The sequence below is a fragment of the Micromonospora salmantinae genome, assembly GCF_022230905.1.
GTDB lineage: Bacteria > Actinomycetota > Actinomycetes > Mycobacteriales > Micromonosporaceae > Micromonospora > Micromonospora salmantinae.
The window spans coordinates 108,090-133,189 of the sequence record NZ_JAKKFG010000011.1; the positions used below are offsets into that span (position 1 = coordinate 108,090).

The following is a 25,100-nucleotide window of genomic DNA, read 5'->3' on the forward strand; positions in this document are numbered from 1 at the left end:
TTCCGGGCGGGTTGTGCCCGGACGGGGCAAGCAGGGGAATCGGGTGGGAAGGGTTTCAGGGGACATGGACATCCGTGGTATCGATCACATCGAACTCTACGTGGGGGACGCCCGACAGGCGGCCTTCTACTTCAGCACCGCCGTCGGCTTCGAGATCTGTGGCCAGGGTGGTCCGGAGACCGGGCTGGCGGGGCAGCGCTCGCTGCTGCTCTGCCACGGCGACATCCGGTTGCTGCTCACCTCCGGGCTGAGCGCCGAGCATCCGGCGTCGCGGTACGTGCAACGCCACGGTGACGGCATCGGGGTCGTCGCGGTCGAGGTCGACGACGTGCCGGCCGCGTACGCCGAGCTGGTGGCCCGGGGCGCGACCGGGGTGACGCCGCCGACCACCCGCACCGGCGCGGACGCCGAGGTGGTGATCGCCGAGGTGGACGGTTTCGCCGACGTGCGGCACCGGCTGGTGCAGCGCCGGGGCGAGGGGGGCGAGTTCCTGCCCGGCGCCATCACCGCGGCGGCGTCCACGACGGACGGTCATCCGCCGGTGCTCGCCGAGATCGACCACCTGGCGGTCTGCGTGCCGCCCGGCCAGCTCGACGAGACGGTCCGGCACTTCGAGGCGCTGTTCGGCTTCGCGCAGATCTTCGAGGAGCACATCGAGGTCGACGGACAGGGAATGAACTCCAAGGTGGTGCAGAGCCCGTCCGGGCGGGTCACAGTGGTGTTGCTCGAACCGGACCGCACCCGGCGGCCTGGGCAGATCGACGCGTTCCTCGACCAGCACGCCGGTGGGGGAGTGCAGCACCTGGGGCTGCGCACCGACGACATCGTCGGCGCGGTCGAGGCGCTGGGCCGGCGCGGGGTGCGCTTCGCCGGCACCCCCGCCAGCTACTACGACGCCCTGGAGGCGCGGGTCGGTCGGATCGACGCCCCACTGCACCGGCTGCGCGAGCTGGGTGTGCTCGTCGACTCCGACCACGACGGCCAGCTGTTGCAGATCTTCGCCGAGTCGATGCACGTGCGTCGCACGCTCTTCCTGGAGCTGATCGAGCGACGCGGCGCGCGCGGCTTCGGCAGCGGCAACATCAAGGCGCTCTACGAGGCCAAGGAGCGGGAACTGGCCGCCGTGGCGGCCACACCACAGGGGGTGGGGGCATGACCGTCACGGAGTACGAGCCGACGTTGACCGCCGAGGAGCGGGCGCTGCTGCCGTCCGACGACGACGTGCGGCACTACGCCGAGCACGGCTGGTACCTGTCGAAAAAGGTGCTCACCGACGACGAGGTGGACGCCCTCGCCGCCGCCACGCAGCGCTACTACGACGGGGAGCGGGACCGGCGGCTGCCGGTACGCCCACCGAAGCTGGCCTACTGGGAGCCATCGAAGGGCCCGGTGCAGCGGCACAACGACTACGTCCACCACGAACACGACGGGCTCGGCGCGATCCTGCGCAAGCCGCTGCTCGGCGCGGTCGCCGCCCGGCTCGCCCAGGCCGACGAGATCCGGGTCTTCCAGTCCACTCTGATCTACAAGCCGCCGATCTCCGGCGAACCGAGCAACATAGTGCCCTGGCACTTCGACAAGCACTACTGGGCGTCCTCGTCGTCGGAGAAGATGCTCACCGCGTTCATCCCCTTCCACGACTGCGGGGAGGAGATGGGCACCATCACCATGGTCGACGGTTCGCACCGGTGGAAGGAGATCGGCGCGGACGACACGGTGGTGCGCCACTTCGCCGACCGGGAGCGCAGCCAGCTGGAGGAGATGCTGGCCGAGAACGCCGCGTACAACGGCGCGGAGATCCGCAAGATCCCGATGGTGATCCCCAAGGGACACGTGAGCTTCCACCACTGCCGCACCTACCACGGCAGCGGCCCCAACGTCAGCGGTCGCCCCCGACAGGCGATCTCGCTGCACCTGCAGGACGGCGACAACGCCTGGCGGGAGTATCCGCTCTCCGACGGCACGCTCGCCGCGTACAACCACGACGTGCTGGTCCGCCGCACCCACGACGGGCGGCCGGACTACGCGGACCCGGACTACTGCCCGATCATCTGGCGCCACCGCGCCCAGCAGGGAGGCTGACATGTCACGGTACGACTGGGGTAAGACGCACCCGGGCATCGAGCGGTTGGAGCGGGCGGTGACCGACAGGCGCGACGCCGTGGTCAAACACCCGCTCTACGCCAACCTCGACACCCACGAGGCGCTGGTCACCTTCATGCGGCACCACGTCTTCGCGGTCTGGGACTTCATGTCCCTGCTGAAGTCGCTGCAACGACAGCTGACCTGCGTCAGCGTGCCGTGGATCCCGACCGGCCCGACCGGCAGCCGCCGCCTCATCAACGACATCGTCATGGTCGAGGAGAGCGACGAGCTGGGCGGCGGCTACATCAGCCACTTCGAGCTGTACGTGCAGGGCATGGCCGAGGCCGGCGCGGACACCACGGCGGTGAACGCGCTCATCGACCTGCTGCGCGCCGGCCGGCCGGTCACCGAGGCGCTCGCCGAGGCCGGGGTGCCGGCCGCGTCGGCGAGGTTCGCCGCGACCACCTGGCAGATCATCGAGTCCACCCCGGTGCACTGCCAGGCGGCGGCCTTCGCGTTCGGCCGGGAGGACCTGATCCCGGACATGTTCACCCAGGTCGTCTCGGTCAACGAGCACAGCAACCGGCTGCACACGTTCGTCGACTACCTGGAGCGGCACATCGAGGTCGACGGCGAGCAGCACACCCCGATGGCCATGCAGATGCTCGCCGACCTGTGCGGCGACGACGACACCAAGTGGCAGGAGTGCGCCGACACGGTCAACACCGCCCTCGCCGCCAGGGCCCGGCTCTGGGACGACATCCTGGCCGCCATCAAGGGGCCCGCGTGACCGACGCCGACCCGGTCCGGCTCTACCGCACGGTCCGGCTGATCCGCCGGTTCGAGGAACGGGCGGTGGAGCTGGTCCACGGCGGGCAGATCGTCGGCGGCATCCACCCGTACCTCGGTCAGGAGGGGATCGCCGCCGGCGTCTGCGCCGCGCTGGGCGCCGACGACGTGCTCGCCGGCACCCATCGGGGGCACGGGCACGTCCTGGCCCGCGGGGCCGACCCGGCCCGGATGCTCGCCGAGTTGTGCGGCCGGGTCACCGGCCTCAACGCCGGCCGGGGCGGTTCGATGCACGCCGCCGACCTGAGTATCGGCGTGCTCGGCGCCAACGCGATCGTCGGCGCCTCCGGGGCGATCATCACGGGCGCGGTCTGGGCCCACCGCCGCCGGGGCCGCGACACCGTCGGGGTGAGCTTCTTCGGCGACGGCGCGGTCAACGAGGGGATGCTGCTGGAGGCGTTCAACCTGGCCGCGCTCTGGCGGGTGCCGGTGCTGTTCGTCTGCGAGAACAACGGTTACGCCACCACCATGCCGGTCGCCGGCGCGGTGGCCGGCAGCATCGCCGGGCGGGCCGCCGCGTTCGACATCCCGGCCGTGCGCGTCGACGGCCAGGACCCCGAGACGGTACGCGTCGCCGCGTGCGCCGCCGTCGACCGGATGCGCGCCGGCGGCGGCCCCGAGCTGATCGAGGCCCGGACCTACCGCTTCGACGTCCACCACACCTTCGAACACGCGGTACGCCTCGACGACTATCGCCCACCCGACGAGGTGACCCGTGGTCGGGTCCGTGACCCGGTGCGCATCCAGGGTGAACGCCTCGCCGACGCCGATCGCGCCGCCGTGGACGCCGAGGTCGAGGCGACCCTCGACGCGGCGGTGCGGTTCGCCCTGGACAGCCCGGAACCCGACCCGGCCGAGGCGTTGACCTACCTGTACGCCAGCGGCCTGACCGCCCGCACCGGAGGTGGCTGAGGTGCCCCGACTGTCGTACCGCCGGGCGCTGACCCGGGCCCTCGGTGACGAGTTGGCCCGTGACGAGGCGGTGTTCCTGCTCGGCGAGGACGTTCGGGTCGGGGCGTCGCTGGTGACCACCGGGCTGGCCAAGCGGTTCGGCGCCGAACGGGTCCGCGACACCCCCCTGTCGGAGCAGGCGTTCACCAGCTTCGCCACCGGTGCCGCGCTGGCCGGGCTGCGGCCGGTGGTCGAGTTCCAGATCCCGTCGCTGCTGTTCCTGGTCTTCGAGCAGATCGTCAACCACGCGCACAAGTTCCCGTTGATGACCGGCGGGCAGTGCAGTGTCCCCGTCACCTACCTGGTGCCCGGCTCCGGCTCGCGTACCGGGTGGGCCGGGCAGCACTCCGACCACCCGTACAGCCTCTTCTCCCACGTCGGCGTGGTCACCGTCGTGCCGGCCACCCCGGCCGACGCGTACGGGCTGCTGGTCACCGCGATCCGCCACGACGACCCGGTGGTGGTGTTCGCGCCGGCCGGCGCGATGGACCTGCGCGACGACGTCGACGACCTGACGCCGGTGCCGCTGGGCCGGGGCCGGATCCACCGCTTCGGCGACGACGTGACGGTGGTCGCGATCGGGCACCTGGTGCACGACGCGCTCGCCGTCGCCGAGGAGTTGGCCGACCAGGTCTCGGTGGAGGTGTTCGACCCGCGCACCCTGTACCCGTTCGACATCGACGGTCTCACCGAGTCGGTGGCCCGCACCGGACGCCTCGTGGTGCTCGACGACGGCAACCGTTCCTGCGGAATGGCCGCCGAGATCATCGCGAGCGTGGTGGAGCGGGTCCGGTTGCTCGCGCCGCCGCGCCGGGTCACCCGCCCGGACGGGGCGGTGCTGCCGTTCGCCCCGGCACTGGACCGGGCCGTCCAACCCGGCCGGGACCAGCTCGCCACCGCCATCCACCTGACCGTGAAGGACGGATCATGATCGACCCGAACTATCCGTGGCCGGCGGCCGACCGGGCCTGGACCGACCTTCCGGAGCCGGGCCGTCGGGCCATGGTGGCCAGTGGGGCGGCGGCCTGGGAGCAGCTCTTCCACGGCCGGGCCACCTACAACAAGCAGTGGCGGTTGGCCCGACCCCCGGTGCTCACCGCCGACGCCTGGCGGGAACTCAACGAGGTCTGCGACCGGCTCGCCCAGCTCATCCTCGACGCCTGCCGTCGGCGGGCCGGCACCGCCGGCGAGCTGCGCCGGCTGCTCGGCGTACCGGCGGGGGAGACCCGGCTGCTGGACGAGGCCGAGCCGCTGACCGAGGCGCTGCTGGCCGCGTACCGCCCGGACGTGATCTTCTCCGCCGGGGTGCCGAAGTTCGTCGAGTACAACATCGACAGCAGCCTCGGCGGTGGGTTCGACGCCGACACCGTCATCCAGCGGTACGAGGGCCTCTACCGGGAGCACGGCATCCTCGACGACCTGCCGGTGCGGGCCGCGCCGTCGCTGCTGGACCAGCGGTTCGTCGCGATCCGCGAGGAGCTGCGGCTGCCCGAGGGCGCCCGGGTGGCGCTGCTGATGGACTTCGACGGCGACTACCCGGGCCTCGACGACCCGCAGACGTTCATCCGGATCCTCGACCCCCTCGCCGTACGGGCCCGGGACTTCGGCATCGACCTGGTCATCGCCCCGGTCGCCACCGCCACAGTGGACGCCGACAACCGTCTGGTCGTCGACGGCGCCCCGGTCGACGCGCTGTTCCGGTTGTTCGTGCCCAACCGGGTCACCCCGACCGCCGGTCTGGACGCGGTGGCCGTGGCCCTCGCCGCCGGCACCCTGCCGATGTTCGTGTCGGCGGCGGCCTGGCTGCTCGGCAACAAGACCACGTTCGCCTGGCTGTGGGAGGACGTGGCCGGGCTGCCCGCCGACGACCAGGCACTGATCCGCCGGCACGTGCCGTACACGGTGCCGTTGACCGCCGCGGTGCTCGACCGGGCCATCGCCGATCAGGCCACGTTGGTGGCGAAGCCGGCCGACGGTTCGGCCGGGCACGGTGTGCTGCTCGGCCCGGAGTTGAGCGCGGCGGACTGGGCCGACGGTGTGCGGGCCGCCGTCGACCAGGGCGGCGCCATCCTCCAGGAGTACCTGCCGACCGACCGGGTGTCGATGGACTTCGTCCAGATCGAGACGGGTGAGACGGTCACCGCCGACGTCCCGTACTCCCTGGCCCCGTACCTGTTCGGTCGGCACGCCTCCGGCGGCCTGGCGAGGGTCGGCTACCCCGGCTGCGACGGCGTCCTCAACCTGGCCCACGGCGTCCTCCTAACCGGAATCCTCCTAACCGACTAACCGCGCCGGAGGGGATGGCGGGTGGACAGGGCGCGGAGGGTTTCGGCGGTGGCCACGGCGTCGCTGCGGGCGCTGCCGTGGCGGCCGTCGGTGCTGTAGAGGGTGGGGTCGGCCGTCAGGGGATGGTCGGTCAGGTGCACGTGGATGGTGTTCAGGCGCTCGGCCAGGCTTGCCGTGTGGGCCGACAGGCGGCGCATTCGGTCGCCCAGGCCGGGCCGCAGGTGCGCGGGCACCGCCGGGCTGTGCGAGACGTCGAACATGCCAACTGTGATCACGTCGGCGCCCACGTCGCGCAGCCCGATGATCATCGCGGTCAGCTCGGCGTCCACCGCCTCCGCGTCGTATGCCGGGTGGAAGGCGTCGTTGCCCCCGCAGACGACCAGCGCCAGGTCCGGTGCGAACGCCAGCGCCGGGGCGAGCTGGGTGGCCCGCACCTGGTGCGCGCGCAGCCCGCGTCGACCCAGATTCCGGTACGCCAACTCGGGGCGCACGGCGGTCAGCTCGGCGGCGACCCGGTCGACCCACTGCACGTCCGGGTAGCCCGGTGTCGGCTCACACATGCCCTCCACGACGCTGTCGCCGAGCGCCACGAACCGCCGCCACGGGTGCCCGTTCAGCAGCTCGGCAGCCTCCCCGGGGCGCAGACAGTACGGGTCCGTCGATTCGGTGAGCGTCGATGGCATGCCGGCACGCTAGCCGACCGCCGGGCTGCCCGGCCAGGCTCAGCCGGTCAGGCTGACCTCGGCCAGGTAGACACAGGTCCGCCCCTCGTGCGACGAGTAGTAGCTCACCCAGAGCAGGTCGTCGTGCCAGACCAGGCCGGGGTAGCTGGTGTCGCCGCCGGACGGCAGCGCGACCAGCTCGGTCAGCTCGCCCCGGTCCGGGTCGACGACGCAGATCGCGGTGCGGACCTCGCCGTCGTGCAGCCGCACCCCGGCCAGCAGCAGCCCGTCGGGCAGCCGGAGCAGCGTCGGCCCGCCCACCTGGACACCGAGATCCGTCCAGGTCCAGTCCCGGTACGGCGGCACGGCCCGGCCGAGCTGCGCGCTCGCGGTGCCCGCGTCCCGCCGCAGCAGGCAGAGGGCGGTGCCGTCCGGGGCGAAGACCAGACCGGACTCGTTGGGGTACCCGTCCTCGAACAGCATCGGCACCCACTGCCGCAGGTCCACCCCGTCCGTGCTCCGGTAGAGCCGGGCGAACCTCGGCTCCCGGGTGCCGTAGCCGACGCCGTACATCGCGTCGTCGTGCCAGGCCGCCCGCCACACCCAGACGCCCGGCTCGCCCACCTGGGTCGGACCGCCCCAGGCGTGCCCGTCGGTGGAGAGCCAGGTCACCGTCTGGAACGTCTTGGTGACCGCGCCGGTGGCGGCCGCCGCCAGCAGTTGCAGCCGCCCGTCGGGTCGTGCCACGAAGCGCGGATCGCGCAGGTCGGTGCCGGCCTGCGCGATGACCGTCGCGGAGGTCCAGGACCGACCGTCCGTCGACGTCAGAACCCGGATCACGCCGTCGTCACTGAGGTGGGTGCGGGCCTCCCGGAAGGCGCAGAACCAACGTCCGGCGTACCGGACCAGGTCGGTGAACGCGCTGTGCGGCGCGCTGTCGCCGATCCGGCGTACGGCGGTGACCTCGGCGGTGCGGCGGCGGGTGGGTGACGTCATACGCGGCGACCTCCAGGTGCGGTGACGACGGTCGACGCTAGCCGTCCCCGGTCGACGCCCGCGCGGCCAGCAGCCGAACGTCCGACGAACAACGCGCGCGCTTTACCGGGTGGTGACGGGGGTGGGCCGCGCCGGCGTCTCCGGGCCGGAGGCCCTGCTCAGCAGCGGGTACGCGGTGACCACCAGGCACGCCGCCGCCATGGTCAGCAGGGCCGGGGTGAATCCCAGAGCGTCCACCGACCAGCCGCCGAGCAGCGCGCCGACCGGCAACCCGACGAACGCCAACGAACCGGCGATGCCGATCACCCGGGTCTGCAACTCCGGTGGCACCCGCTCGTAGAGCGCCACGCCGAGCAGCGGGTTGACCGCCGCGATGCCGATTCCGGACAGGAACGTCACCACGAGCACCACCGGCAGCTCGTCGCTGATCGCCAGCGCCACCAGCCGGGGCGTGCCGGCGACCAGCGCGCCGACCAGGAACGTCAGCCGCCGGGGCAGCCGGGGCCCGAGCGCGGTGAACACCAGGTTGCCCAGCAGCGCGCCCGCCGAGAACGCCGCCAGCACCAGGCCGAGACCGCTCGGGCCGGGCAGCTCCCGGGCGACCCAGACCGGGATGTAGACGGCCACGCTCGCGTTGGCCACCATGTTCAGCGCCGAGATGACGGCGAGCATGCCGAGCAGCGGCCGGTCCCGGCCCAGGTAACTGAAGCCACCCCGCAGGGCGCGCAGGTAACCTTCCGGCTGGGTGGGTTGCGTCGGGACGGCCGGCGGGCGGACCAGGACACCGATGAGCAGCGCGCAGACCCCGAAGCTGGCCGCGTCGATGAGGATCGCCTCGGTCACCCCGAAGACAGCGATCAGCAGGCCGCCCACTGCGGCGCCGAACAGTGTCACCACCCGGCTGAGCCCGTCGTACGCGGAGGTCAGCCGGATCAGCGGCACTCCGGCGGCCTCCGCGACCGGGCGGAACATCACGTGCTTCACCCGGTCCCCGATGCCCCGCAGCGCGCCGGCCACCGCGACGAGCGCCACCAGCGGGACGAAGCCCAACCACGGGGTCAGTGCCACGACGACCATCACCACCGCGCTGCCCGCGTCGCAGAGGATCGAGGTACGGCGCAGGCCGATCCGGTCCGCCCACGGCGTGCCCAACGCGCTGGACAGCAGGTAGGGCAGGGTCTCGGCGAACGCGACAAGACCCATCTTGGTGGGGCTGCCGGTGGTGACCAGCACCAGCCACGGAATGGTCACCACCGAGATGCGGGTGCCCAGGTTGGAGATCAGGTCCGCGCTGACCAGGACGACCAGTTGTCGGCGGGGGGTCACGCCCCGACCGCCGCCGCCCGACGGGCCGCGTACCGCGCGCGCAGCGCCCGCTTGTCCACCTTCATCGACCGGTTCACCGGCAGCCGGTCGAGGAACTCCACAGCGGCCGGCGCCCACATCTCGTTGAGTTCGGCGGTCACCAGGTCGATCAGTTCCGCCCCGGTGACCGTCGCGCCCGGCCCGAGCACCACGTACGCGTACGGCACCTCGCCGACCGTCTCGTCCGGCACGCCGATCACGGCGGCGGCCCGTACCTGGGAGTGCCCGACCAGCACGTCCTCGATGGGACGGCAGAAGATCGCCCAGTTCCGGCGATGCGTGACGATCATGTCGTGGGCCCGGTCGACGAGGTAGAGGTAGCCGTCGTCGTCGAGGTGGCCGATGTCGCGGGTTCGCACCCACCCGTCGACGAGCGTCTGCGCGGTCAGCTCGGGCTGACCGTGGTAGCCGGCGAAGCTCAGTCGGGTCCGCACCCACACCTCGCCGTCGCGGCCGGTCGGCAGCACCGCGCCGTCGTCGTCGCGGATCTCGATGCGGACGTCGCCGTAGGGCCGCCCGCAGGAGCGCAACCGCTCCGGGTGCTCCGGATCGTCGGTCAGCCCGGGCAGCGCGGTGATCACGACCGCCTCGCTGAGGCCGTACACGATGCGCAGCACCGGACCGAACCGCGCGATGGCCTGGCGCAGCCGGGCGGGCGCGGCGGGCCCGGCGCCCACGTTGAACATGAACATGGCGGAGAAGTCCGCGCCCACCAGCGCCGGGTGGTCCAACACCTCGTAAAGCATCGGCGGGGTGACGAAGGTCGAGTTGATCCGCTCCCGTTGCACGGTGTCCACGAAGGCCACCGGGTCCCAGTCGTCGCGCAGGAACAGCACCCCGCCGGTGAACAGGTTGAACAGTGTGGTGATCTGCCCGCTGGCCAGCCACATCGGCGAGTGCGACAGGTGTCGAAGCAACGGGAACCCGGCGGCGCGGAAGTCGGCGGCAAGGGCGAGGATCTGGGCGTAGAAGCTCTCCCGGTGGTGCACCAGCTTGGGGCTGCCGGTGGTGCCACTGGTCTGCAGGAACGACTCGGGCGCCGGCACGGACGCCGGCAGCTCCGCCACGTCGGTGTCGGCGGTGAGGTCAGGGCCGGCGCCACCCGCGCCCAGACAGCAGACCGGTGTGCCGGGCAGCGCGACGGCCAGCTCCGGGCCCAGGCTGGCCCCGTCCCGGGCGTCGTAGACCAGGGCGTCCGGGCGAGCCAACCGGATGAACTCGTCGACCTCCCGGCGCGCGGTCACCGGGGCGACCCACATCGTCCGGCAGCCGAGCAGGTGCAGGGCCAGTTGCAGCAGTGGACCCTCCACCGTGTTCGCCACGGTCACCAACACCGCCGACCCCGGCCGTACGCCATGCCGGGTCAACGTCGCGGCCATCGCCCGGACCCGCGCGGCGGCCTCGGCGTAGGTGAGTCGCCGATCGGCGCCGACCAACGCCTCCCGGTCGCCGAATTCGGCGAAGAGGTCCAACACCCTGTGCACGTAGGTAGTGGTGTGCCCGGGTCCGTCAGTCATCCGGCAGCCCCCATCCGAGAAAGCGGCGGTCCCCGGGCAGCTCCCGGTGACGACGCGACGGTGGCGCGCTCGGGCGACCGCTCCGCCGCCGCCTGGAAGCCTAGGCGGGAAACGGCTGGTCGAAACCGTGCCGACGGGCGGTCCGAGCGTCCCGCCGGACATTTGATCGCGTCGATCAGGTTGATTGACGCCTGTCAGCGGCGGCGGCTAGGTTTCTGGACCATCGTCCAGGCGGGCGCCGTCAGCGGACGGCCCTGGGCTGCCACACGATGGAGGTTCCATGGCAACGGCAACCCCGAAGAGATGGCATGTCATCGCCGCTGCGGCCGCGCTGTTGATCGCCGGCGCACCCGCCGTCGTCGCCAGCGCCGGTCCGTCCGGCACCGCCGCCAGCCGACCCGACCGCGCCGAGTGGGCGGGCAGCTGGGCCACCGCTGTCACCCGGGGCAACTCGGTCGGGTTGACCAACACCGGCCTCAACGACCAGAGCGTCCGGATGATCGTGCACGTCTCCGTGGGCGGCCCGGCACTGCGGGTCCGCCTGAGCAACCTCTACGGCGAGCAGGCGGTCAAGGTAGGACGCGCCACAGTGGCCCGGCCGAACACCGCGACCCCCGACGACCTCTCCGACATCGACGCCGCCTCGGTACGCCCGCTGACCTTCACCGGTGCCACCACGGCGACCATGAACCGGGGCGCCGAACTGCTCAGCGACCCGTTGGCCTTCCCGGTCGCTGACGACAGCGACCTGGTGGTCACAGTGCACTTCCCGACGCCGACCGGCCCGACCACGTTCCACGGGCAGTCCCAGCAGGCCAACTTCATCGGCGCCGGGGATCTGACCGGGGTGGCCGAGGGCACCGGGTTCACCACCCGTCCGACCTGCTGCTGGTTCTTCCTCTCCGGCGTCGACGTGCAGCGCAAGGGCAGCCCCGGCGCGCTGGTAGTGCTCAGCGACTCCATCGGCGACGGCAATGGCAGCACCGTAAACGCCAACCGGCGCTGGCCCGACCTGCTCTCCGACCGGCTGCTCGCCGACCGGCCGGACCGGCGCACCCCGGGCGTGCTCAACCTGAGCCTGGCCGGCAACCGGCTCAACCACGAGGGCACCGAGCCGGGCGACGGCAACTACCCGGGCTACTACCAGCTCGGCCCGAACGCGGCGGCCCGGCTCAACGAGGACGTGTTCGGCCAGACCGGGGTGCGTACCGTCGTCACCCACCTGGGCATCAACGACATCTGGATGTCGAACGACTCACCCGAGGCGATCATCGGCACGCTGCGGCAGATCAACCAGCAGCTCCAGCAGCGCGGGCTGACCAGCCTGGTGGCCACGCTGACGCCGTACGAGGGGCACGGCGCGCCGGGCGTGTGGACGCCGCAGAAGGAGGCCACCCGCCAGGCGGTGAACGCGTACCTGCGCGGCAGTCGGGAGTTCGACGGGCTGCTCGACTTCGACCGGGTGCTGCGCGACCCGGCACGGCCCAGCCAACTGCTGCCCGCGTACGACTCGGGGGACCACATCCACCCGAACGACGCCGGCAACCAGGCACTGGCAAACGCCGTGCCGCTGCGGCTGCTCGACCTGTGACATGGGCCGGGGGCGGCGGGTGATCCCCGCTGCCCCCGGTCACCGACATCGGCGGGGGGAGGAGTTGGCCGTGGACGTGGACGAGATACTCACCGGCCTGTACAGCGAGGAGGGCAGACAGGACCCGTACCCGTGGTACGCGGACCTGCACCGGCTCGGCCCGATCAGCGCGCTGCCGGCCCGCGCCGAGCACCGGACGGTGACCGCCGTCGCGGTCGGCTACGACCTGGTCGACGGGCTGCTGCGCGATCCGGAGTGGACGAAGCAGCCGCCGCCGGGCTGGGAGGAGCAGGAGATCCTGCGGACTTTCCAGACCTCGATGATGTTCGTCAACCCGCCCGATCACACCCGGATGCGGCACGTCTTCTCCCGCACCTTCACGCCGCGCCGGCTCGGCGCGCTGGAACCGGTGATCCTGCGGGTGGTGGACGAGCTGCTGGACCGGATGGCGGACGCCGGGGAGGGCGTCGTCGACTTCGTGGCCGACTTCGCGTACCCGATTCCGGCGCTGGTGATGGCCGAGTTCATCGGCATCCCGGCAGCGGAGTTGCAGTGGTACCGCGAGCGGGTGGAGTGGATCGACGAGTTCCTGGACGTGGCGGGGAAGACCCCGCAGCGGCTGGCCGCGGCCAACACCGCCGCGCGGGAGTTGCGGGCCTTCTACCGGGAGCTGCTCGGGCACCGCCGCCGGGTGCCCGGCGACGACCTGCTCAGCGCGTTGGTCGAGGCGCTCGACTCCGGGGAGGTGGAGCTGACCGAGGAGGAGTTGGTCAGCAACCTGATCGTGCTGTTCAACGCCAGCTTCGTCACCACGGTCTACATGTTCAGCAACGGGCTGCCGTTGCTGCTGGCCCACCCGCAGACCGTCGCGGCGCTGCCCACCGACGCCACGCTGGCGCAGGGCTGCGTCGACGAGGTGCTGCGGTTGGCGAGCCCCGTGCACTTCCTGGCCCGCGCCGCGCCGACCGACACGGTGCTGCACGGCGTGCCGGTCGCCACTGACGACAACGTGCTCATCATGATCGGGGCGGCCAACCGCGACCCGGCCCGCTTCCCGGCTCCGGACACCTTCGACCCGACCCGTTGCGGCCCGCCGTCGCTGGCCTTCGGGGTGGGCCCGCACTTCTGCCTCGGCGCGGCGGTGTCGCGGTTGGAGGGCCGCCTCGCGCTGCCCCGGCTGTTCGCCCGGTTCCCCGCGCTGAGGGTCACCGAGGCGCCGGCGTACAGCGGCAGCCTGTTTCTACGCGGCATCGACACGTTGCTGGTCAACACCGGTGGATAGGAGCGAGATGGCAGTGCACCCGGAGGTGGCGGCCTACCGGGCGGCCCGTGCCGCGGCCGGCACCCCGCCGCTGTACGCACAGACCCTGTCCGAGGCGCGCGCCGCGGACCTGGCCGCGATCCGCGCCGGCAGCGGCGCGGTCGAGCCGGTGACCGAGGTACGCGACGAGCGGATCCCCGGGCCCGCCGGTGAGCTGCGGCTGCGGGTGTACCGGCCGACCGGGTCGGGTCCGCTGCCCACCCTGCTGTACTTCTTCGGCGGCGGCTGGACGCTCGGCAGCATCGACACCGCCGACGGCATCTGCCGGCGGCTGGCCAACGCCGTGCCCTGTCAGGTGATCACCGTCGGCTACCGCCTCGCCCCGGAGCACCCCTTCCCGGCTGCGGTGCACGACTGCCACGCCGCCACCTCGTGGATCGCCCGGCACGCCGACGAGCTGGGAGTGGACCCGACCCGGCTGGCGGTGGGAGGCGACAGCGCCGGCGGGAACCTGGCCGCCGCGGTCACCCTGCTCAGCCGTACGGACGGGCCGCCGCTCGCCGCGCAGTTGCTGGTCTATCCGAACACCGACCAGAGCGGCGAACCGGCCGGGGACGACGACCCGGCGCTGTTCAACAGCCGTTCGGTCGCCTGGTACCGGACGCACTACCTGGCCGATCCGGCGTACGCGAAGGATCCGCTGGCCTCGCCGCTGCTCGCCGACGACCTGTCCGGGTTGCCGCCGGCGCTGGTGGTCACCGCCGAACTGGATCCCCTGTGCGCCGAGGGGCAGCGGTACGCCGAGCGGCTGCGCGACGCTGGTGTGTCCACCCGGCTGGAGCACTACCCGAGCATGATCCACGGGTTCTTCGCCATGCCGGGCACCTTCACCGACGGTCGGCGCGCGCAGGAAAGCGCCGCGGCCTTCCTCCGCGAGCGCTTCGGACTGCCGGCCGGGCCGGGCGGGGTGGATGAGCCGGCCGAGCCGGATGCCGCGACGGGTCCGGGGCCGGGCGATGGGTGAGCGGGTGTTTGCCGACCTGCCGGCCGTGTCGCTCGCCGACTACGCCGAGCGGGCCCGGGCCGTGCTGCCGCCGGACGTGTGGGACTACCTGGCCGGCGGCAGCGCGTCCGAGGTGACCCTCGCCGCGAACCGTCGCGCGCTGGACCGGGTCGCGGTGCTGCCCCGGGTGCTGCGCGGGGTGGACACCGTCGACCTCGGCACCCACCTGCTCGGCCGGCGGTACGCCATGCCGGTCGGGGTGGCGCCGATGGCGTACCAGCGGTTGGTGCACCCGGACGGAGAACTGGGTCTGGCGGCGGCGGCCGGCGCGGCAGGGATCCCGTACCTTGCCAGCACGCTGGGCAGCACCCCCATCGAACAGGTCACCGGGGTGGGCGCGGACGTCTGGTTCCAGCTCTACTGGCTGCGCGACCGGGCGCTCGTCCGCGACCTGCTGGACCGGGTCGTCGCGGCCGGGTGCCGGGCGCTGGTGGTCACCGTGGACGTCCCGGTGCTCGGCCGACGTCCCCGGGACCTGCGCAACGCGTTCCGGCTGCCGACCGAGGTGGTCGCCGCGAACCTCCCCGACGGTCGCGACGCGCTGGCGCACGCCGGTGCGCCCGGGGTGTCCGCGATCGCCGCGCACACCGCCGCGTCGTTCGCGCCGGCGCTGCGCTGGGCGGACCTGGCGTGGCTGCGCGAGCAGGTCGACCTGCCGCTGGTGGTCAAGGGGCTGCTGGACCCGCGCGACGCGACCGAGGCGGTACGGGTCGGCGCGGACGCGGTGGTCGTCTCCAACCACGGCGGGCGGCAACTGGACGGCTCACCGGCGAGCGTCACCATGCTGCCGCAGGTCGTCGACGTGGTCGGGGACGACTGCCAGGTGCTGCTGGACAGCGGCATCCGGTGCGGCACCGACGTGCTGCGGGCGCTGGCGTTGGGTGCGGCCGGGGTGCTGGTCGGCCGGCCGCTGCTCTGGGCCCTCGCAGCCGGTGGCGAACCGGCCGCCCGGGACGCGTTGGGGCTGCTCGTGGCCGAGTTGACCGACGCGCTCATCCTGGCCGGCTGCGCCGACGTGGTGGCGGCCGCCGAGCTGCGCACCCTCGGGGTCGGCTGAGCGATGGCCGCCGGCGAACCGGTCGACCTGAGCGTCGCCGACCTGCACCCCGCGCTGGGCGATCCGGCGCTGACCTCGATGAACTTCCTCAACGAGGTGTCCGAGCGCTACCCGGCGGCGGTGTCCCTCGCGGCCGGCCGGCCGTACGAGGAGTTCTTCGACCTCGCGGCGGTGCACCGGCACCTGGACACCTTCCACCGGCACCTCGTCGACGACCTGGGGCACCGACCCGAGCAGGCCCGGCGGCTGCTGCTGCAGTACGGCCGGACCAAGGGCATCGTGCACCACCTGATCGCCCGCAACCTCGCGGTCGACGAGGGGATCACCGTCGACCCGGAGGACGTGGTGGTGACCGTCGGCTGCCAGGAGGCGATGTTCCTGGTGTTGCGGGCGCTGCGGGCCGGGCCGACGGACGTGCTGCTCGCGGTCGCCCCGACGTACGTCGGGCTGACCGGGGCGGCCCGGCTGGTGGACCTGCCGGTGTGGCCGGTCGCGAGTGGGTCGGCCGGGGTCGACCTGGCCGACCTGGCCGCCCAGGTGCGCCGGGCGCGGGCGGCGGGGCTGCGGCCGCGCGCCTGCTACCTGATGCCGGACTTCGCCAACCCCTCCGGGGTCAGCATCGACGCCGCACACCGGCAACGGCTGCTGGACCTGGCCGGGCAGGAGGATCTGCTGCTGCTGGAGGACAACCCGTACGGTCTGTTCCACAGCGACGACGGGCCGCGCCCGCCCACCCTGAAGGCGTTGGACACCGGGCGGCGGGTCGTCTACCTCGGCTCGTTCGCCAAGACCGTGCTCCCTGGCGCACGGGTCGGGTACGTCGTCGCCGACCAGCGGGTTGCCGGCCCGGACGGGCGGGTCGGCCCGTTCGCCGACCAACTCGCCATGATCAAGAGCATGGTCACTGTGAACACGTCGCCGATCGCGCAGGCGGTGATCGGTGGCCGGCTGCTGGAGCACGGATGCAGCCTGGTGGCCGCGAACACCCGGGAGCGGTCCGCGTACACCCGGAATCTGCGCCACCTGGTGGCCGGCCTCACCCGGCGCTTTCCGGCTCAGCCGGACCGGCCCGCGGTGCGGTGGACGGTGCCGGCCGGCGGGTTCTTCGTGGTGGTGACCGTGCCGTTCCCGGTCGACGACGCGCTGCTGGACCGCTCGGGGCGCGACTACGGGGTGCTGTGGACGCCGATGGCGCACTTCTACGACGACAGCGTGCCGGTCCACGCGTTGCGGTTGTCGGTCAGCGCTGTCACACCGGAGCAGATCGACGTCGGGCTGGACCGCCTCGCGGCGCTGATCACCGACGAGTTGACTCGCCGGGCGGGTTGACACACCGCGTTCATCGGATGGCAATGCGCGACGACCCGCGTGCCGCCGTCCTGGTTGGACGGTCATAATAAGCCGCATGGTTGCCTGGGAGTACGCCCTGCTCGTCCGTCGCTATCAGGGACAGGGCCGCAATTTTCACGTCTCGTTCGTCTGGTACGCGCCGGACGGGTCACGCAAGGACATCACCGCCTACGGCGACACCGCCATCGCGCACCTCAACCGCGCGGGCCGGGAGGGGTGGGAGTTGGTCTCCGCCGCGGAGGACGTCAACAACGTCCAGGGCAGCACCGAAGTCCACCGCTACCACCTGAAGCGCCCGATGGACTGAGGCCCCCGCGTCGATCATGGGGTTGTGGTGGTGGACGAAAGTCGTGCACCAGCCCGGATCGGGCACCACAACTCCATGATCGACGCGGTCGAGGGCTAGCTCAGGTCGATGCCGGGGTAGAGGGGGTACGTGGCCAGCAGGTCGGTGGCCTGGCGGGCCACCTTGTCGGCCAGGCCGGCGTCCAGGTTGTACTTCGCCTTCGACGGCGTGCCGTCGGCGTTGGCGCCGGCGGTGGTCTGGGTCAGCACGGTGTGGATCAGCTCGGCGGTCTGGTCCATCTCGGCGGTGCCCAGGCCCCGGGTGGTCAGCGCCGGGGTGCCGATCCGGATGCCGGACGTGTACCAGGCGCCGTTCGGGTCCTGCGGGACCGAGTTGCGGTTGGTGACGATGCCCGAGTCGAGCAGGGCCTGCTCGGCCTGCCGGCCGGTGAGCCCGTAGCCGGACACGTCGATCAGCACCAGGTGGTTGTCGGTGCCGCCGGTGACCAGCGTTGCGCCCCGGCTCAGCAGCCCCTCGGCGAGCGCCTTCGCGTTGTCGACGATCCGCTGGGCGTAGTCGGCGAAGTCGGGCCGGCGGGCCTCGGCGAGCGCGACCGCCTTGGCGGCCATCACGTGCGGCAGCGGGCCGCCGAGCACCATCGGGCAGCCCCGGTCGACCTGGTCGGCCAACTCCGGCTGGCAGAGCACCATGCCGCCGCGCGGGCCGCGCAACGACTTGTGCGTGGTGGTCGTGACGATGTGCGCGTGCGGCACCGGGTCGAAGTCGCCGGTGAACACCTTGCCGGCCACCAGGCCCGCGAAGTGCGCCATGTCGACCATGAAGGTGGCGCCGACCGAGTCGGCGATCTCGCGCAGGATTCGGAAGTTCACCTTCCGGGGGTACGCCGAGTAGCCGCCCACCAGGATCAGCGGCTTGAACTCGCGGGCGGCCTCGGCCACCCGGTCGTAGTCGATCAGGCCGGTCGCCGGGTCGGTGCCATAGCTGCGCTGGTCGAACATCTTGCCGGAGATGTTCGGCCGGAAACCGTGGGTGAGGTGGCCGCCGGCGTCCAGCGACATGCCGAGCATCCGCTGGTTGCCCAGCTCGCGGCGCAGCGCGAACCAGTCGGCCTCGGTGAGGTCGTTGACCTGGCGGACCTGGGCCTTCTTCAGGGCGGGGGACTCCACCCGGTCGGCCAGCACCGCCCAGAAGGCGACCAGGTTGGCATCGATGCCCGAGTGCGGCTGCACGTACGCGTGCGCGGCGCCGAACAGCTCCCGGGCGTGCTCGGCGGCGAGCGCCTCGACGGTGTCGACGTTCTGGCAGCCGGCGTAGAAGCGGCGGCCGACGGTGCCCTCGGCGTACTTGTCACTGAACCAGTTGCCCATGGCCAGCAGGGTCGCCGGGGAGGCGTAGTTTTCGCTGGCGATCAGCTTGAGCGACTCCCGCTGGTCGGTCAGCTCGGCGCCGATGGCGTCGGCGACCCGCGGCTCGACAGCCCGGATCACCTCAAGGGCACTCCGGAATGCGGTGGACTCGGCGTTGCGGGACATGCGACCTCCAACAGACGTGCGGGAAGGCCCAGGCGCTCGGCAAACGTCCACGTGACGAGGCCGCTCCCCGATGGTTCTCCATCCCCACGCGCCAGTAACGGCCCGGGAGGATCCTACCGGGCCGGAGCCGGCCGTTCGGGCCACCCTCCGGGAGGCGACCCCGCCGACGTGATTGGGCGGTGCGTCGCGGGGCACACGGTAGGAGACCACCGCACCGTCACGGGTGCGGCCAGGGTTCGCACAGAAGGAGTCGAGAACATGACCACACCCACCTCCGACCGGCCGCTCGCCCTGGTGACCGGCGCCTCCAGCGGGATCGGGTACGAGCTGGCGGCGCAGTTCGTCGAGCACGGCTTCGACCTGGTGATCGCGGCCGAGGACGACGGCATCGAGCTGGCCGCGCAGAAGCTGCGCCGCGACGGCGGCCCGCAGATCTGGTCGGTCCGCGTCGACCTGGCCCGCGAGCAGGGCGTGTCGGAACTGGTGGCGGCCGTCACCGCGACCGGACGGCCGCTGGACGCGCTGGCGCTCAACGCCGGCCGGGGCGCCGGTGGCGCCTTCGTCGGCGGCACCGACCTCGCTGACGAGTTGGAGATCGTCGACCTCAACGTGCGCTCGACGGTGCACCTGGCGAAGCGGCTGCTGCCCGGGATGGTCGAGCGGGGCGCGGGCCGGGTCCTCTTCACCTCGTCGATCGCCTCCACCATGCCGGGGCCGTTCCAGGCGGTCTACAACGCGTCGAAGTCGTTCGTGCAGTCCTTCGCCGAGGCGCTGCGCAACGAGTTGAAGGACACCGGCGTCACGGTGACCTCGCTGATGCCCGGGCCGACCGACACGGAGTTCTTCGACCGCGCCGACATGGAGGACACCCGGGTGGGCTCGGGCAGGAAGGACGACCCGGCGAAGGTCGCCGAGCAGGGCTTCGAGGCGATGATGAGGGGTGATCAGACGATCACCGCCGGCTCGCTGATGAACAAGGTGCAGACCGCCGCCGGCAAGATCATTCCGGACAAGCTCAAGTCCGAGCAGCACCGCCGGATGGCCGAGCCGGGCTCGGGCAGCTGACCCGTGGCGCGCGACGAAGGGCCCGGCATCGTGCCGGGCCCTTCGGTGTGAGCGGGTGCCTCAGGCCGGCACCGCGTCGAGCGCCTTCTTGATCGCCTTCGGTGCGGTGGGGGTACGCGGCGCGTCCGCGCGCAAGGCGATCATCTTCTCGCCGATCTCCTGGAGCTGCTTGCGGCCCAGCGCGTCGCGGACCTTGGGGAACCACTCCTGCTCTTCCTCCTCGACGTGGTGGGTGACGTTCTCGATCAGCACTGTCGTCTTGGCGTTGAACCGCTCGTCGTCGGCGTCCATGCTGGCCAGCTCGGCGCAGAGCACATCGGCGACGTGGTGTTCCTCGTACGACTCGAGGATGTCGTCCTCCAGGTCGGGCAGCAGCCGCCGGACCTCCGGGTACATCACCTCGTTCTCCAGATAGGTGTGCACGGTCAGTGCCTCCAGGATCTGGTCCACCAGCTTCTGCCGCTGGCTCGCCGGCCCCTCCTCGGCGTCCTGGAAGGCAGTGAACAGGCGGCGCATTTCCTTGTGGTCCTCTTTGAGCAGGACGATGGCATCGGTCGACACCGGTATGACCTCCCTGACGAGTCTCGGCTGGTGGGGTTCCGGTACCCCGACACCGAATGCGGAAACAGGTGAAACCGCCTCAGACCATCGCCAGGGTGCGGGGGATCTCGTCGAGCAACTCCCGAGCCAGAAAGCCGATCCGGCCGTAGCGGGGGATCAGCCGCTGGCCGCTCACCGAGTGCGCGAACGAGCCCCAGCAGGCCGCCTGCGCCGGGTCGGCGCCCCGGGACAGCAGCCCCGCCAGCAACCCGGCGAGCACGTCCCCGCTGCCGGAGGTGCCCAGCCCGGCGTCGCCGCTCTCCTCCCGCCAACCCCGCCCGTCCGGAGCGGCCACGTGCCCGTACAGCGACACGACAGCCTCGTACCGCGCGGCCAACTCGGCCGCCTCGGCGTCCAGGTCGTCGCCCGGCTCCCGCCCGAGCAGGTGCCCGGCCTCGGTGACGTTGGGGGTGAGCACCACGGGCCGACCCGAGCCGACCAGCAGGTCCGGTGCGTGGCTGAGCGCACCGAGGGCGTACGCGTCGAGCACCAGCGACGTGTCGGGACGGGCCGCCTCCAGAACCAGGCCCAGCAGGCGGTTGGTCTCGTCGATCGCCTTCAAGCCGGGGCCGATCGCCACCACGTCGGCCTGCGCGACCAGGTCGCCGAGCTGCCCGTCGCGGTCGGCGGCCACCGCGCCGTCGGAGGTCTCCGGCAACCCGACCACCAGCGCCTCGGGCACCTGGATGCTCAGCGCGGCGGCGGTGGACTCGGCGGCGGCCAACTGGAGCACCCCGGCACCGGCGCGCAGCGCGGCCACCCCGGCGAGCAGCACCGCGCCCGGCGTGAAGCGGGAACCGCCGACCACCAGCACGGTGCCCCGGCTCTCCTTTCCACCGACCGGAACCGGCAGCGCCCAGTCCCGCAGCAACGCCGGGGTGATCACCTTCACCTCAGACCGGCTCGGCATGGATCTCGTCCTCCCTGGTCGGCTGGGCGCCCTGCTGACGCAGGTGCGCGACATCGTTGAAGGCGGTGAGGGCCAGGCGGTCCTCGCCGTCCGCCGACCACTCGGTGATCGAACAGTTGGCGATCACGTCCTGCCGGGTGAGCGCCATCAGCTCGTCCTCGGTCAACCCCTCCAGCAGATAGCGAAGCAGGAAGACCAGCGCGTCGTGGCCGAAGAGCAGCACCCGGCAACCCTCGTGGTCGCGGCGCAGGTCGCCCAGCAGCGTCCGCAGCCGCAGCGCCACGTCCGTCCAGGACTCCCCACCCGGCGGCCGGTAGTAGAACTTGCCCAACCGCTCCCGGCGCTCGGCCTCGTCCGGGTACCGCCGGCGCACCCCGTGCCCGGTCAGTCCGTCGAGGATGCCCAGCTCCCGGTCGCGCAGCCGCTCGTCGCGGTGCACGGGAATGTCGGTGCCGGCCAGCGCCAGCCGCGAGGTCTGCACCGCCCGCAGGTACGGCGACACCACAGCCACGTCCGGTCGCCCCGCGTCCGGCAGCTCGGCCAGCCAACGGCCGGTCGCCCGAGCCTGCTCCTCTCCGGTCGGGGAGAGTGGCACGTCGGCGTCGCGGTGGGTGAGGTCGATCAGCTCCGCGCCCGACGCCTCGGCGTGCGTCGCCGCGACGTTCGCGGTGCTCTCGCCGTGCCGGACGATCCACAGGGTTGCCAGTTCCGCCATGCGGCCCCCCTACCCGGCACGAGCGTTTGGTAATCGGAGCGCCGTCCGCCGCCTAGCGGCGGCTCTGCCAGGGGCGCAGCCCTGCCTGGGGTGTCGACTCGTCGCGCCGGCGGAAGAGGTACGTGAAGGACTGGGCGGCCAGGGCCAGGAGTACCGCTCCCGTCCAGGCCCAGGGGACCATCGGAGCGGAGTGGCGTACCGCGAGGACGCCCAGCACCGGCGCGGCGGCGACGAAGAGGGACAGTGCGGTCGTGCTGACGCTCTGTCGAAAGCGCGCCGAGATGGCGAAGGCCGACCGGTCGTAGACGAGCAGTGCGGCGCCGAAGAGGGCCGCGGCCGCCAGGGCCACGCCCACCGAGGAGGTGATCCTCGCGAAGGTGACCGGTAGGGCGATGAGGAAGGGGAAGACACCGCCGAACTCCGACAGCACGTTGCCCCACTTGGTGTACCGGCCGAAGCTGTTGGTTCGCAGCCGCGCCAGCTCACCGGAGGTGTTGGCATAGATGATCAGCGACGCGGTGGTGGCCAGGGCCGAGCACATCAGCAGCACCCGTACCCCGTCGGGATAGGCCGGGGAGGCGAACGACAGGCCGAGCACGAACGCGATCGAGGCCAGGATGCCGCTGGAGAAGGCGATCCCGGCGGCGCTCTCGTCGGACTGCAGGGCCGCGAAGTCCTCCTTCTCGAACCGGGACAGCTCCAGGGCCGGCCCGGCGGGCAGGTTCACCAGTCCCGTGATGACGTTCTGCTCGCCGGCCAGCAGGGTGGCGATCTGTGCCGACGCGGCAACCGGGATCAGATAGCGCTCGTCGGCGTCGACGTACTCCACCCGTGACTTGTGCTGGCAGTAGTAGCGGTCGCGTCCCGGGCCGAAGTAGTCCGGCACGATGGTGCGCACGACGAACCCGCGGGACAGCAGCAACCCGAGCATGGCCAGGTTCTCCGGGCTGGTCACCGTGGAGATGGTCGGGTGGGGCTGCGCCCCGACCGCCCGTGCCCGGGCCACGAAGTCGTCGAGAAGTGCCGCACCCACACCGGTGCGCCGCTGGTCCGGGTGCACTCCGAGCCCACTCAGGTAGAGGTGATGGGCGCTCGGCAATTCGTACTGGAGGAAGCCGACGATCTCCGTGCCGGCGCGGACCACCCGGACGTGCCCGCCCGCGACGCCGTTCTCGATCTCGCTCGGCGCCGCTGGCTCGTGCGCCGGGTCGTCGGGCGGGAAACAGAGCGCGTCGAGGGCGAGCAGGGCGGGGATGTCCTCGATCTTCGCGTCGTCGATCCGTACGGCGGGTGCCCCACCCGATCTGGTCTTCTGCTGGCGCACGACGCCATCCTGCCCGACCGGGTCAAGAAGTGCGATCGACGCCAGTCGGTGCCTGCTGATCACCTGACCACCGCGTACCCTCGGTGCGTGGCCACGACGGCGGAGGAGATTCAGGTGGGGGAGCGGCTGGTCCGCGTCTCCAGCCCCGACAAGCCGTATTTTCCCGAGCGTGGGCTGACCAAGCTGGACGTGGTCCGCTACTTCCTGGCGGTGGGCGACGGCATCCTGCGGGCGCTGCGCGATCGGCCGACCATGCTGGAACGCTGGCCGCGCGGTGTCTTCGAGGGCGCGACGATCGCCACCCGGCAGACCAACAAGGGCGACGCGTTCTACCAGAAGCGGCTGCCGGCGGGAGCGCCCGAGTGGGTGCGGACCGCGCACATCACCTTCCCCAGTGGGCGTACCGCCGACGAGGTCGCGCCGAGCGAGTTGGCGGTCGTCATCTGGGCGGCCAACCTGGGCACCCTGCGGTTTCACCCGTGGCCGGTCACCGCCGCCGACGTGGAACGCCCCGACCAGCTACGCATCGACCTGGATCCGATGCCCGGCGTCGGCTTCGAGCAGGTGGTGCCGGTGGCGCACGAGGTGCGGGCGTTCCTCGCCGAGCTGGGCATGACCGGCTACCCGAAGACCACCGGCGGTCGAGGGCTGCACGTCTACCTGTCGATCGAGCCGCGGTGGAGCTTCGGTGAGTGCCGTCGGGCGGTGCTCGCGCTGGGCCGGGAGATGCAGCGTCGGCTGCCGGACCTGGTCACCACCACCTGGTGGCGCGAGCAGCGGGACCGGCCGGTCTTCGTCGACTACAACCAGATGGCCCGCGACCACACGGTGACCTCGGCGTACTCGATCCGGCCGACGCCGGCCGCGCTGGTCTCCGCGCCGCTGGACTGGTCGGAGCTGGACCAGGTCCGTCCGGAGGACTTCGACGTGCTCAGCATGCCGGCCCGGTTCGCCGAGCGCGGCGACCCGCACGCCGGCCTGGACGGTGACCGGCACTCGCTGGAACCGCTGCTGGAGTTGGCCGACCGCGACGGGCTGGAGGCCCCGCCGGAGCGCTGAGCCCGCCGCTCACGCCCAGGGGCTGCCGGCCCCGTCGAACTCCTCGAAGACCAGCCAGGTGCGGGTGGACAGCACCCCGGGAATGCTCTGCACCCGGCCCAGCACCACGTCGCGCAGCGCGGCGTTGTCCGGGGCGCGCACCAGCGCGAGCACGTCGTGGTCACCGCCGAGCAGCGCGGCGTGCTCGATGTAGCGCACCCGGGCCAGCTCGGCCGACACCTCCCGCCAGGTGTTCTGCTCGATGGTCAGGGCGATGTACGCCGAGGTGCCCAGCCCGGCCGCCTCGGGCGCCACCTGGGCCCGGAACCCGGTGATCACCCCGTCGCGGAGCAACCGCTCCACCCGCGCGTACGCGTTGGTGCGGGAGATGTGGATCCGTTCGGCGAGGGTGCGCACCGACGTCCGACCGTCGCGGACCAGCTCGTCGAGGATCCGCCGGTCGACCTCGTCCAGGGCTCGGGCCGATCGTCCCGATCCCGTACCCCGGCTCGCTTCGTCGGCGGTCTCCTGGCTCACTGCTGGGCCCTCCGCATGCCAACCGTCCCGCCTTCCGTG

General features: G+C 72.2%; 24 protein-coding genes and 1 riboswitch. Of the genes, 14 read left to right on the forward strand and 10 right to left on the reverse strand.

Translation table 11 applies throughout. The features are described from left to right. Positions 1–64 precede the first annotated feature (64 nt). Genes hppD through PSH03_RS09365 form a run of 6 tightly spaced genes read left to right on the forward strand, consistent with a single transcriptional unit; the run spans position 65 to position 6,171 of the window. The gene (gene hppD, locus PSH03_RS09340) at positions 65–1,156 is read left to right on the forward strand and encodes a 4-hydroxyphenylpyruvate dioxygenase (RefSeq protein ID WP_210784835.1); all 1,092 of its coding nucleotides are present in this window, start codon (positions 65–67) and stop codon (positions 1,154–1,156) included. After that, complete coding sequence (locus PSH03_RS09345) at positions 1,153–2,082, forward strand: phytanoyl-CoA dioxygenase family protein (RefSeq protein ID WP_210784836.1); 930 nt, start codon at positions 1,153–1,155, stop codon at positions 2,080–2,082. The genes hppD and PSH03_RS09345 overlap by 4 nt, the downstream gene beginning before the upstream one ends. 1 nt (position 2,083) lies before the next feature. After that, positions 2,084–2,875, forward strand: a complete 792-nt coding sequence (locus PSH03_RS09350) for a DUF3050 domain-containing protein (protein WP_210784837.1) — start codon at positions 2,084–2,086, stop codon at positions 2,873–2,875. After that, entirely contained in the window at positions 2,872–3,846 is a 975-nt protein-coding gene (locus PSH03_RS09355) for a thiamine pyrophosphate-dependent dehydrogenase E1 component subunit alpha (RefSeq protein ID WP_210784838.1), read from the forward strand. The genes PSH03_RS09350 and PSH03_RS09355 overlap by 4 nt, the downstream gene beginning before the upstream one ends. A 1-nt stretch (position 3,847) precedes the next feature. Beyond that, positions 3,848–4,816, forward strand: coding sequence for an alpha-ketoacid dehydrogenase subunit beta (locus PSH03_RS09360; protein ID WP_238688870.1), 969 nt, complete (start codon positions 3,848–3,850; stop codon positions 4,814–4,816). Continuing rightward, entirely contained in the window at positions 4,813–6,171 is a 1,359-nt protein-coding gene (locus PSH03_RS09365) for a hypothetical protein (RefSeq protein WP_238688871.1), read from the forward strand. Before PSH03_RS09360 ends, PSH03_RS09365 begins: the two co-directional genes overlap by 4 nt. Here the strand turns inward: PSH03_RS09365 and PSH03_RS09370 are convergent. From PSH03_RS09370 to PSH03_RS09385, 4 genes are all read right to left on the reverse strand, one after another. Continuing rightward, entirely contained in the window at positions 6,168–6,854 is a 687-nt protein-coding gene (locus PSH03_RS09370; RefSeq protein ID WP_238688872.1) for an SGNH/GDSL hydrolase family protein, read from the reverse strand. The two genes, PSH03_RS09365 and PSH03_RS09370, sit on opposite strands and share 4 nt — an antisense overlap. Positions 6,855–6,893: 39 nt before the next feature. Next, the gene (locus tag PSH03_RS09375) at positions 6,894–7,829 is read right to left on the reverse strand and encodes a sialidase family protein (RefSeq protein WP_238688873.1); all 936 of its coding nucleotides are present in this window, start codon (positions 7,827–7,829) and stop codon (positions 6,894–6,896) included. A 102-nt stretch (positions 7,830–7,931) separates the two neighbouring features. After that, on the reverse strand, positions 7,932–9,155 hold the full coding sequence (locus PSH03_RS09380; RefSeq protein ID WP_210784843.1) for an MFS transporter: 1,224 nt from the start codon (positions 9,153–9,155) through the stop codon (positions 7,932–7,934). Next, positions 9,152–10,711 carry an AMP-binding protein gene (locus tag PSH03_RS09385; RefSeq protein ID WP_238688874.1) on the reverse strand — a complete coding sequence of 520 codons (1,560 nt, stop codon included), beginning with the start codon at positions 10,709–10,711 and terminating at the stop codon, positions 9,152–9,154. Before PSH03_RS09385 ends, PSH03_RS09380 begins: the two co-directional genes overlap by 4 nt. 313 nt (positions 10,712–11,024) lie before the next feature. Here PSH03_RS09385 and PSH03_RS09390 point away from each other — a divergent pair, with 313 nt between their 5' ends. From PSH03_RS09390 to PSH03_RS09415, 6 genes are all read left to right on the forward strand, one after another. Continuing rightward, on the forward strand, positions 11,025–12,302 hold the full coding sequence (locus PSH03_RS09390) for an SGNH/GDSL hydrolase family protein (RefSeq protein WP_210784877.1): 1,278 nt from the start codon (positions 11,025–11,027) through the stop codon (positions 12,300–12,302). A gap of 70 nt (positions 12,303–12,372) precedes the next feature. Next, positions 12,373–13,584 (forward strand): cytochrome P450, encoded by a 1,212-nt coding sequence (locus tag PSH03_RS09395; protein ID WP_238688875.1) that lies wholly within the window; start codon positions 12,373–12,375, stop codon positions 13,582–13,584. Between the two features lie 7 nt (positions 13,585–13,591). Continuing rightward, on the forward strand, positions 13,592–14,587 hold the full coding sequence (gene lipP1, locus PSH03_RS09400) for a LipP1 family hormone-sensitive lipase (RefSeq protein ID WP_210784846.1): 996 nt from the start codon (positions 13,592–13,594) through the stop codon (positions 14,585–14,587). Beyond that, on the forward strand, positions 14,580–15,683 hold the full coding sequence (locus PSH03_RS09405; RefSeq protein ID WP_238688985.1) for an alpha-hydroxy acid oxidase: 1,104 nt from the start codon (positions 14,580–14,582) through the stop codon (positions 15,681–15,683). The genes lipP1 and PSH03_RS09405 overlap by 8 nt, the downstream gene beginning before the upstream one ends. 3 nt (positions 15,684–15,686) lie before the next feature. After that, the gene (locus PSH03_RS09410; RefSeq protein WP_210784847.1) at positions 15,687–17,012 is read left to right on the forward strand and encodes an aminotransferase-like domain-containing protein; all 1,326 of its coding nucleotides are present in this window, start codon (positions 15,687–15,689) and stop codon (positions 17,010–17,012) included. Positions 17,013–17,079: 67 nt separating this feature from the next. Beyond that, a complete protein-coding gene (locus PSH03_RS09415) occupies positions 17,080–17,340 on the forward strand; it encodes a hypothetical protein (RefSeq protein WP_210784879.1) in 261 nt (86 codons plus the stop codon). Positions 17,341–17,435: 95 nt separating this feature from the next. Here the strand turns inward: PSH03_RS09415 and PSH03_RS09420 are convergent, their stop codons facing one another. Further along, a complete protein-coding gene (locus PSH03_RS09420; protein WP_210784848.1) occupies positions 17,436–18,872 on the reverse strand; it encodes a glycine hydroxymethyltransferase in 1,437 nt (478 codons plus the stop codon). 19 nt (positions 18,873–18,891) lie between these two features. Then, positions 18,892–18,981, reverse strand: a riboswitch (ZMP/ZTP riboswitch). Positions 18,982–19,130: 149 nt separating this feature from the next. Between PSH03_RS09420 and PSH03_RS09425 the strand changes: the two genes are divergently transcribed. Next, a complete protein-coding gene (locus tag PSH03_RS09425) occupies positions 19,131–19,937 on the forward strand; it encodes an SDR family NAD(P)-dependent oxidoreductase (RefSeq protein ID WP_210784849.1) in 807 nt (268 codons plus the stop codon). Positions 19,938–19,997: 60 nt separating this feature from the next. On the opposite strand, the gene PSH03_RS09430 is transcribed toward PSH03_RS09425, so the two are convergent. The 4 genes from PSH03_RS09430 to PSH03_RS09445 form a co-directional block, all read right to left on the reverse strand. Next, the gene (locus tag PSH03_RS09430) at positions 19,998–20,498 is read right to left on the reverse strand and encodes a hemerythrin domain-containing protein (protein ID WP_238688876.1); all 501 of its coding nucleotides are present in this window, start codon (positions 20,496–20,498) and stop codon (positions 19,998–20,000) included. Positions 20,499–20,577: 79 nt separating this feature from the next. Then, a complete protein-coding gene (locus tag PSH03_RS09435) occupies positions 20,578–21,447 on the reverse strand; it encodes an NAD(P)H-hydrate dehydratase (protein WP_210784851.1) in 870 nt (289 codons plus the stop codon). Then, positions 21,431–22,162 (reverse strand): histidine phosphatase family protein, encoded by a 732-nt coding sequence (locus PSH03_RS09440; protein ID WP_238688877.1) that lies wholly within the window; start codon positions 22,160–22,162, stop codon positions 21,431–21,433. The genes PSH03_RS09435 and PSH03_RS09440 overlap by 17 nt, the downstream gene beginning before the upstream one ends. 52 nt (positions 22,163–22,214) lie before the next feature. Continuing rightward, positions 22,215–23,486 carry a GNAT family N-acetyltransferase gene (locus PSH03_RS09445; protein WP_210784853.1) on the reverse strand — a complete coding sequence of 424 codons (1,272 nt, stop codon included), beginning with the start codon at positions 23,484–23,486 and terminating at the stop codon, positions 22,215–22,217. 87 nt (positions 23,487–23,573) lie between these two features. Here PSH03_RS09445 and PSH03_RS09450 point away from each other — a divergent pair, with 87 nt between their 5' ends. Next, the gene (locus PSH03_RS09450; protein WP_210784854.1) at positions 23,574–24,545 is read left to right on the forward strand and encodes a DNA polymerase domain-containing protein; all 972 of its coding nucleotides are present in this window, start codon (positions 23,574–23,576) and stop codon (positions 24,543–24,545) included. 9 nt (positions 24,546–24,554) lie between these two features. Here PSH03_RS09450 and PSH03_RS09455 read toward each other — a convergent pair whose 3' ends face one another. Beyond that, positions 24,555–25,061 (reverse strand): Lrp/AsnC family transcriptional regulator, encoded by a 507-nt coding sequence (locus PSH03_RS09455; protein ID WP_210784855.1) that lies wholly within the window; start codon positions 25,059–25,061, stop codon positions 24,555–24,557. Positions 25,062–25,100: the final 39 nt, after the last annotated feature.

What these genes read in the sequence shown, in the direction of transcription:
- hppD (WP_210784835.1), top strand. Translation starts at nt 65, where the DNA reads ATGGACATCCGTGGTATCGATCACATCGAACTCTACGTGGGGGACGCC.
- PSH03_RS09385 (WP_238688874.1), bottom strand. Translation starts at nt 10,711, where the DNA reads ATGACTGACGGACCCGGGCACACCACTACCTACGTGCACAGGGTGTTG.
- PSH03_RS09370 (WP_238688872.1), bottom strand. Translation starts at nt 6,854, where the DNA reads ATGCCATCGACGCTCACCGAATCGACGGACCCGTACTGTCTGCGCCCC.
- PSH03_RS09425 (WP_210784849.1), top strand. Translation starts at nt 19,131, where the DNA reads ATGACCACACCCACCTCCGACCGGCCGCTCGCCCTGGTGACCGGCGCC.
- PSH03_RS09420 (WP_210784848.1), bottom strand. Translation starts at nt 18,872, where the DNA reads ATGTCCCGCAACGCCGAGTCCACCGCATTCCGGAGTGCCCTTGAGGTG.
- PSH03_RS09365 (WP_238688871.1), top strand. Translation starts at nt 4,813, where the DNA reads ATGATCGACCCGAACTATCCGTGGCCGGCGGCCGACCGGGCCTGGACC.
- PSH03_RS09440 (WP_238688877.1), bottom strand. Translation starts at nt 22,162, where the DNA reads ATGGCGGAACTGGCAACCCTGTGGATCGTCCGGCACGGCGAGAGCACC.
- PSH03_RS09375 (WP_238688873.1), bottom strand. Translation starts at nt 7,829, where the DNA reads ATGACGTCACCCACCCGCCGCCGCACCGCCGAGGTCACCGCCGTACGC.
- lipP1 (WP_210784846.1), top strand. Translation starts at nt 13,592, where the DNA reads ATGGCAGTGCACCCGGAGGTGGCGGCCTACCGGGCGGCCCGTGCCGCG.
- PSH03_RS09350 (WP_210784837.1), top strand. Translation starts at nt 2,084, where the DNA reads ATGTCACGGTACGACTGGGGTAAGACGCACCCGGGCATCGAGCGGTTG.
- PSH03_RS09345 (WP_210784836.1), top strand. Translation starts at nt 1,153, where the DNA reads ATGACCGTCACGGAGTACGAGCCGACGTTGACCGCCGAGGAGCGGGCG.
- PSH03_RS09405 (WP_238688985.1), top strand. Translation starts at nt 14,580, where the DNA reads ATGGGTGAGCGGGTGTTTGCCGACCTGCCGGCCGTGTCGCTCGCCGAC.
- PSH03_RS09435 (WP_210784851.1), bottom strand. Translation starts at nt 21,447, where the DNA reads ATGCCGAGCCGGTCTGAGGTGAAGGTGATCACCCCGGCGTTGCTGCGG.
- PSH03_RS09410 (WP_210784847.1), top strand. Translation starts at nt 15,687, where the DNA reads ATGGCCGCCGGCGAACCGGTCGACCTGAGCGTCGCCGACCTGCACCCC.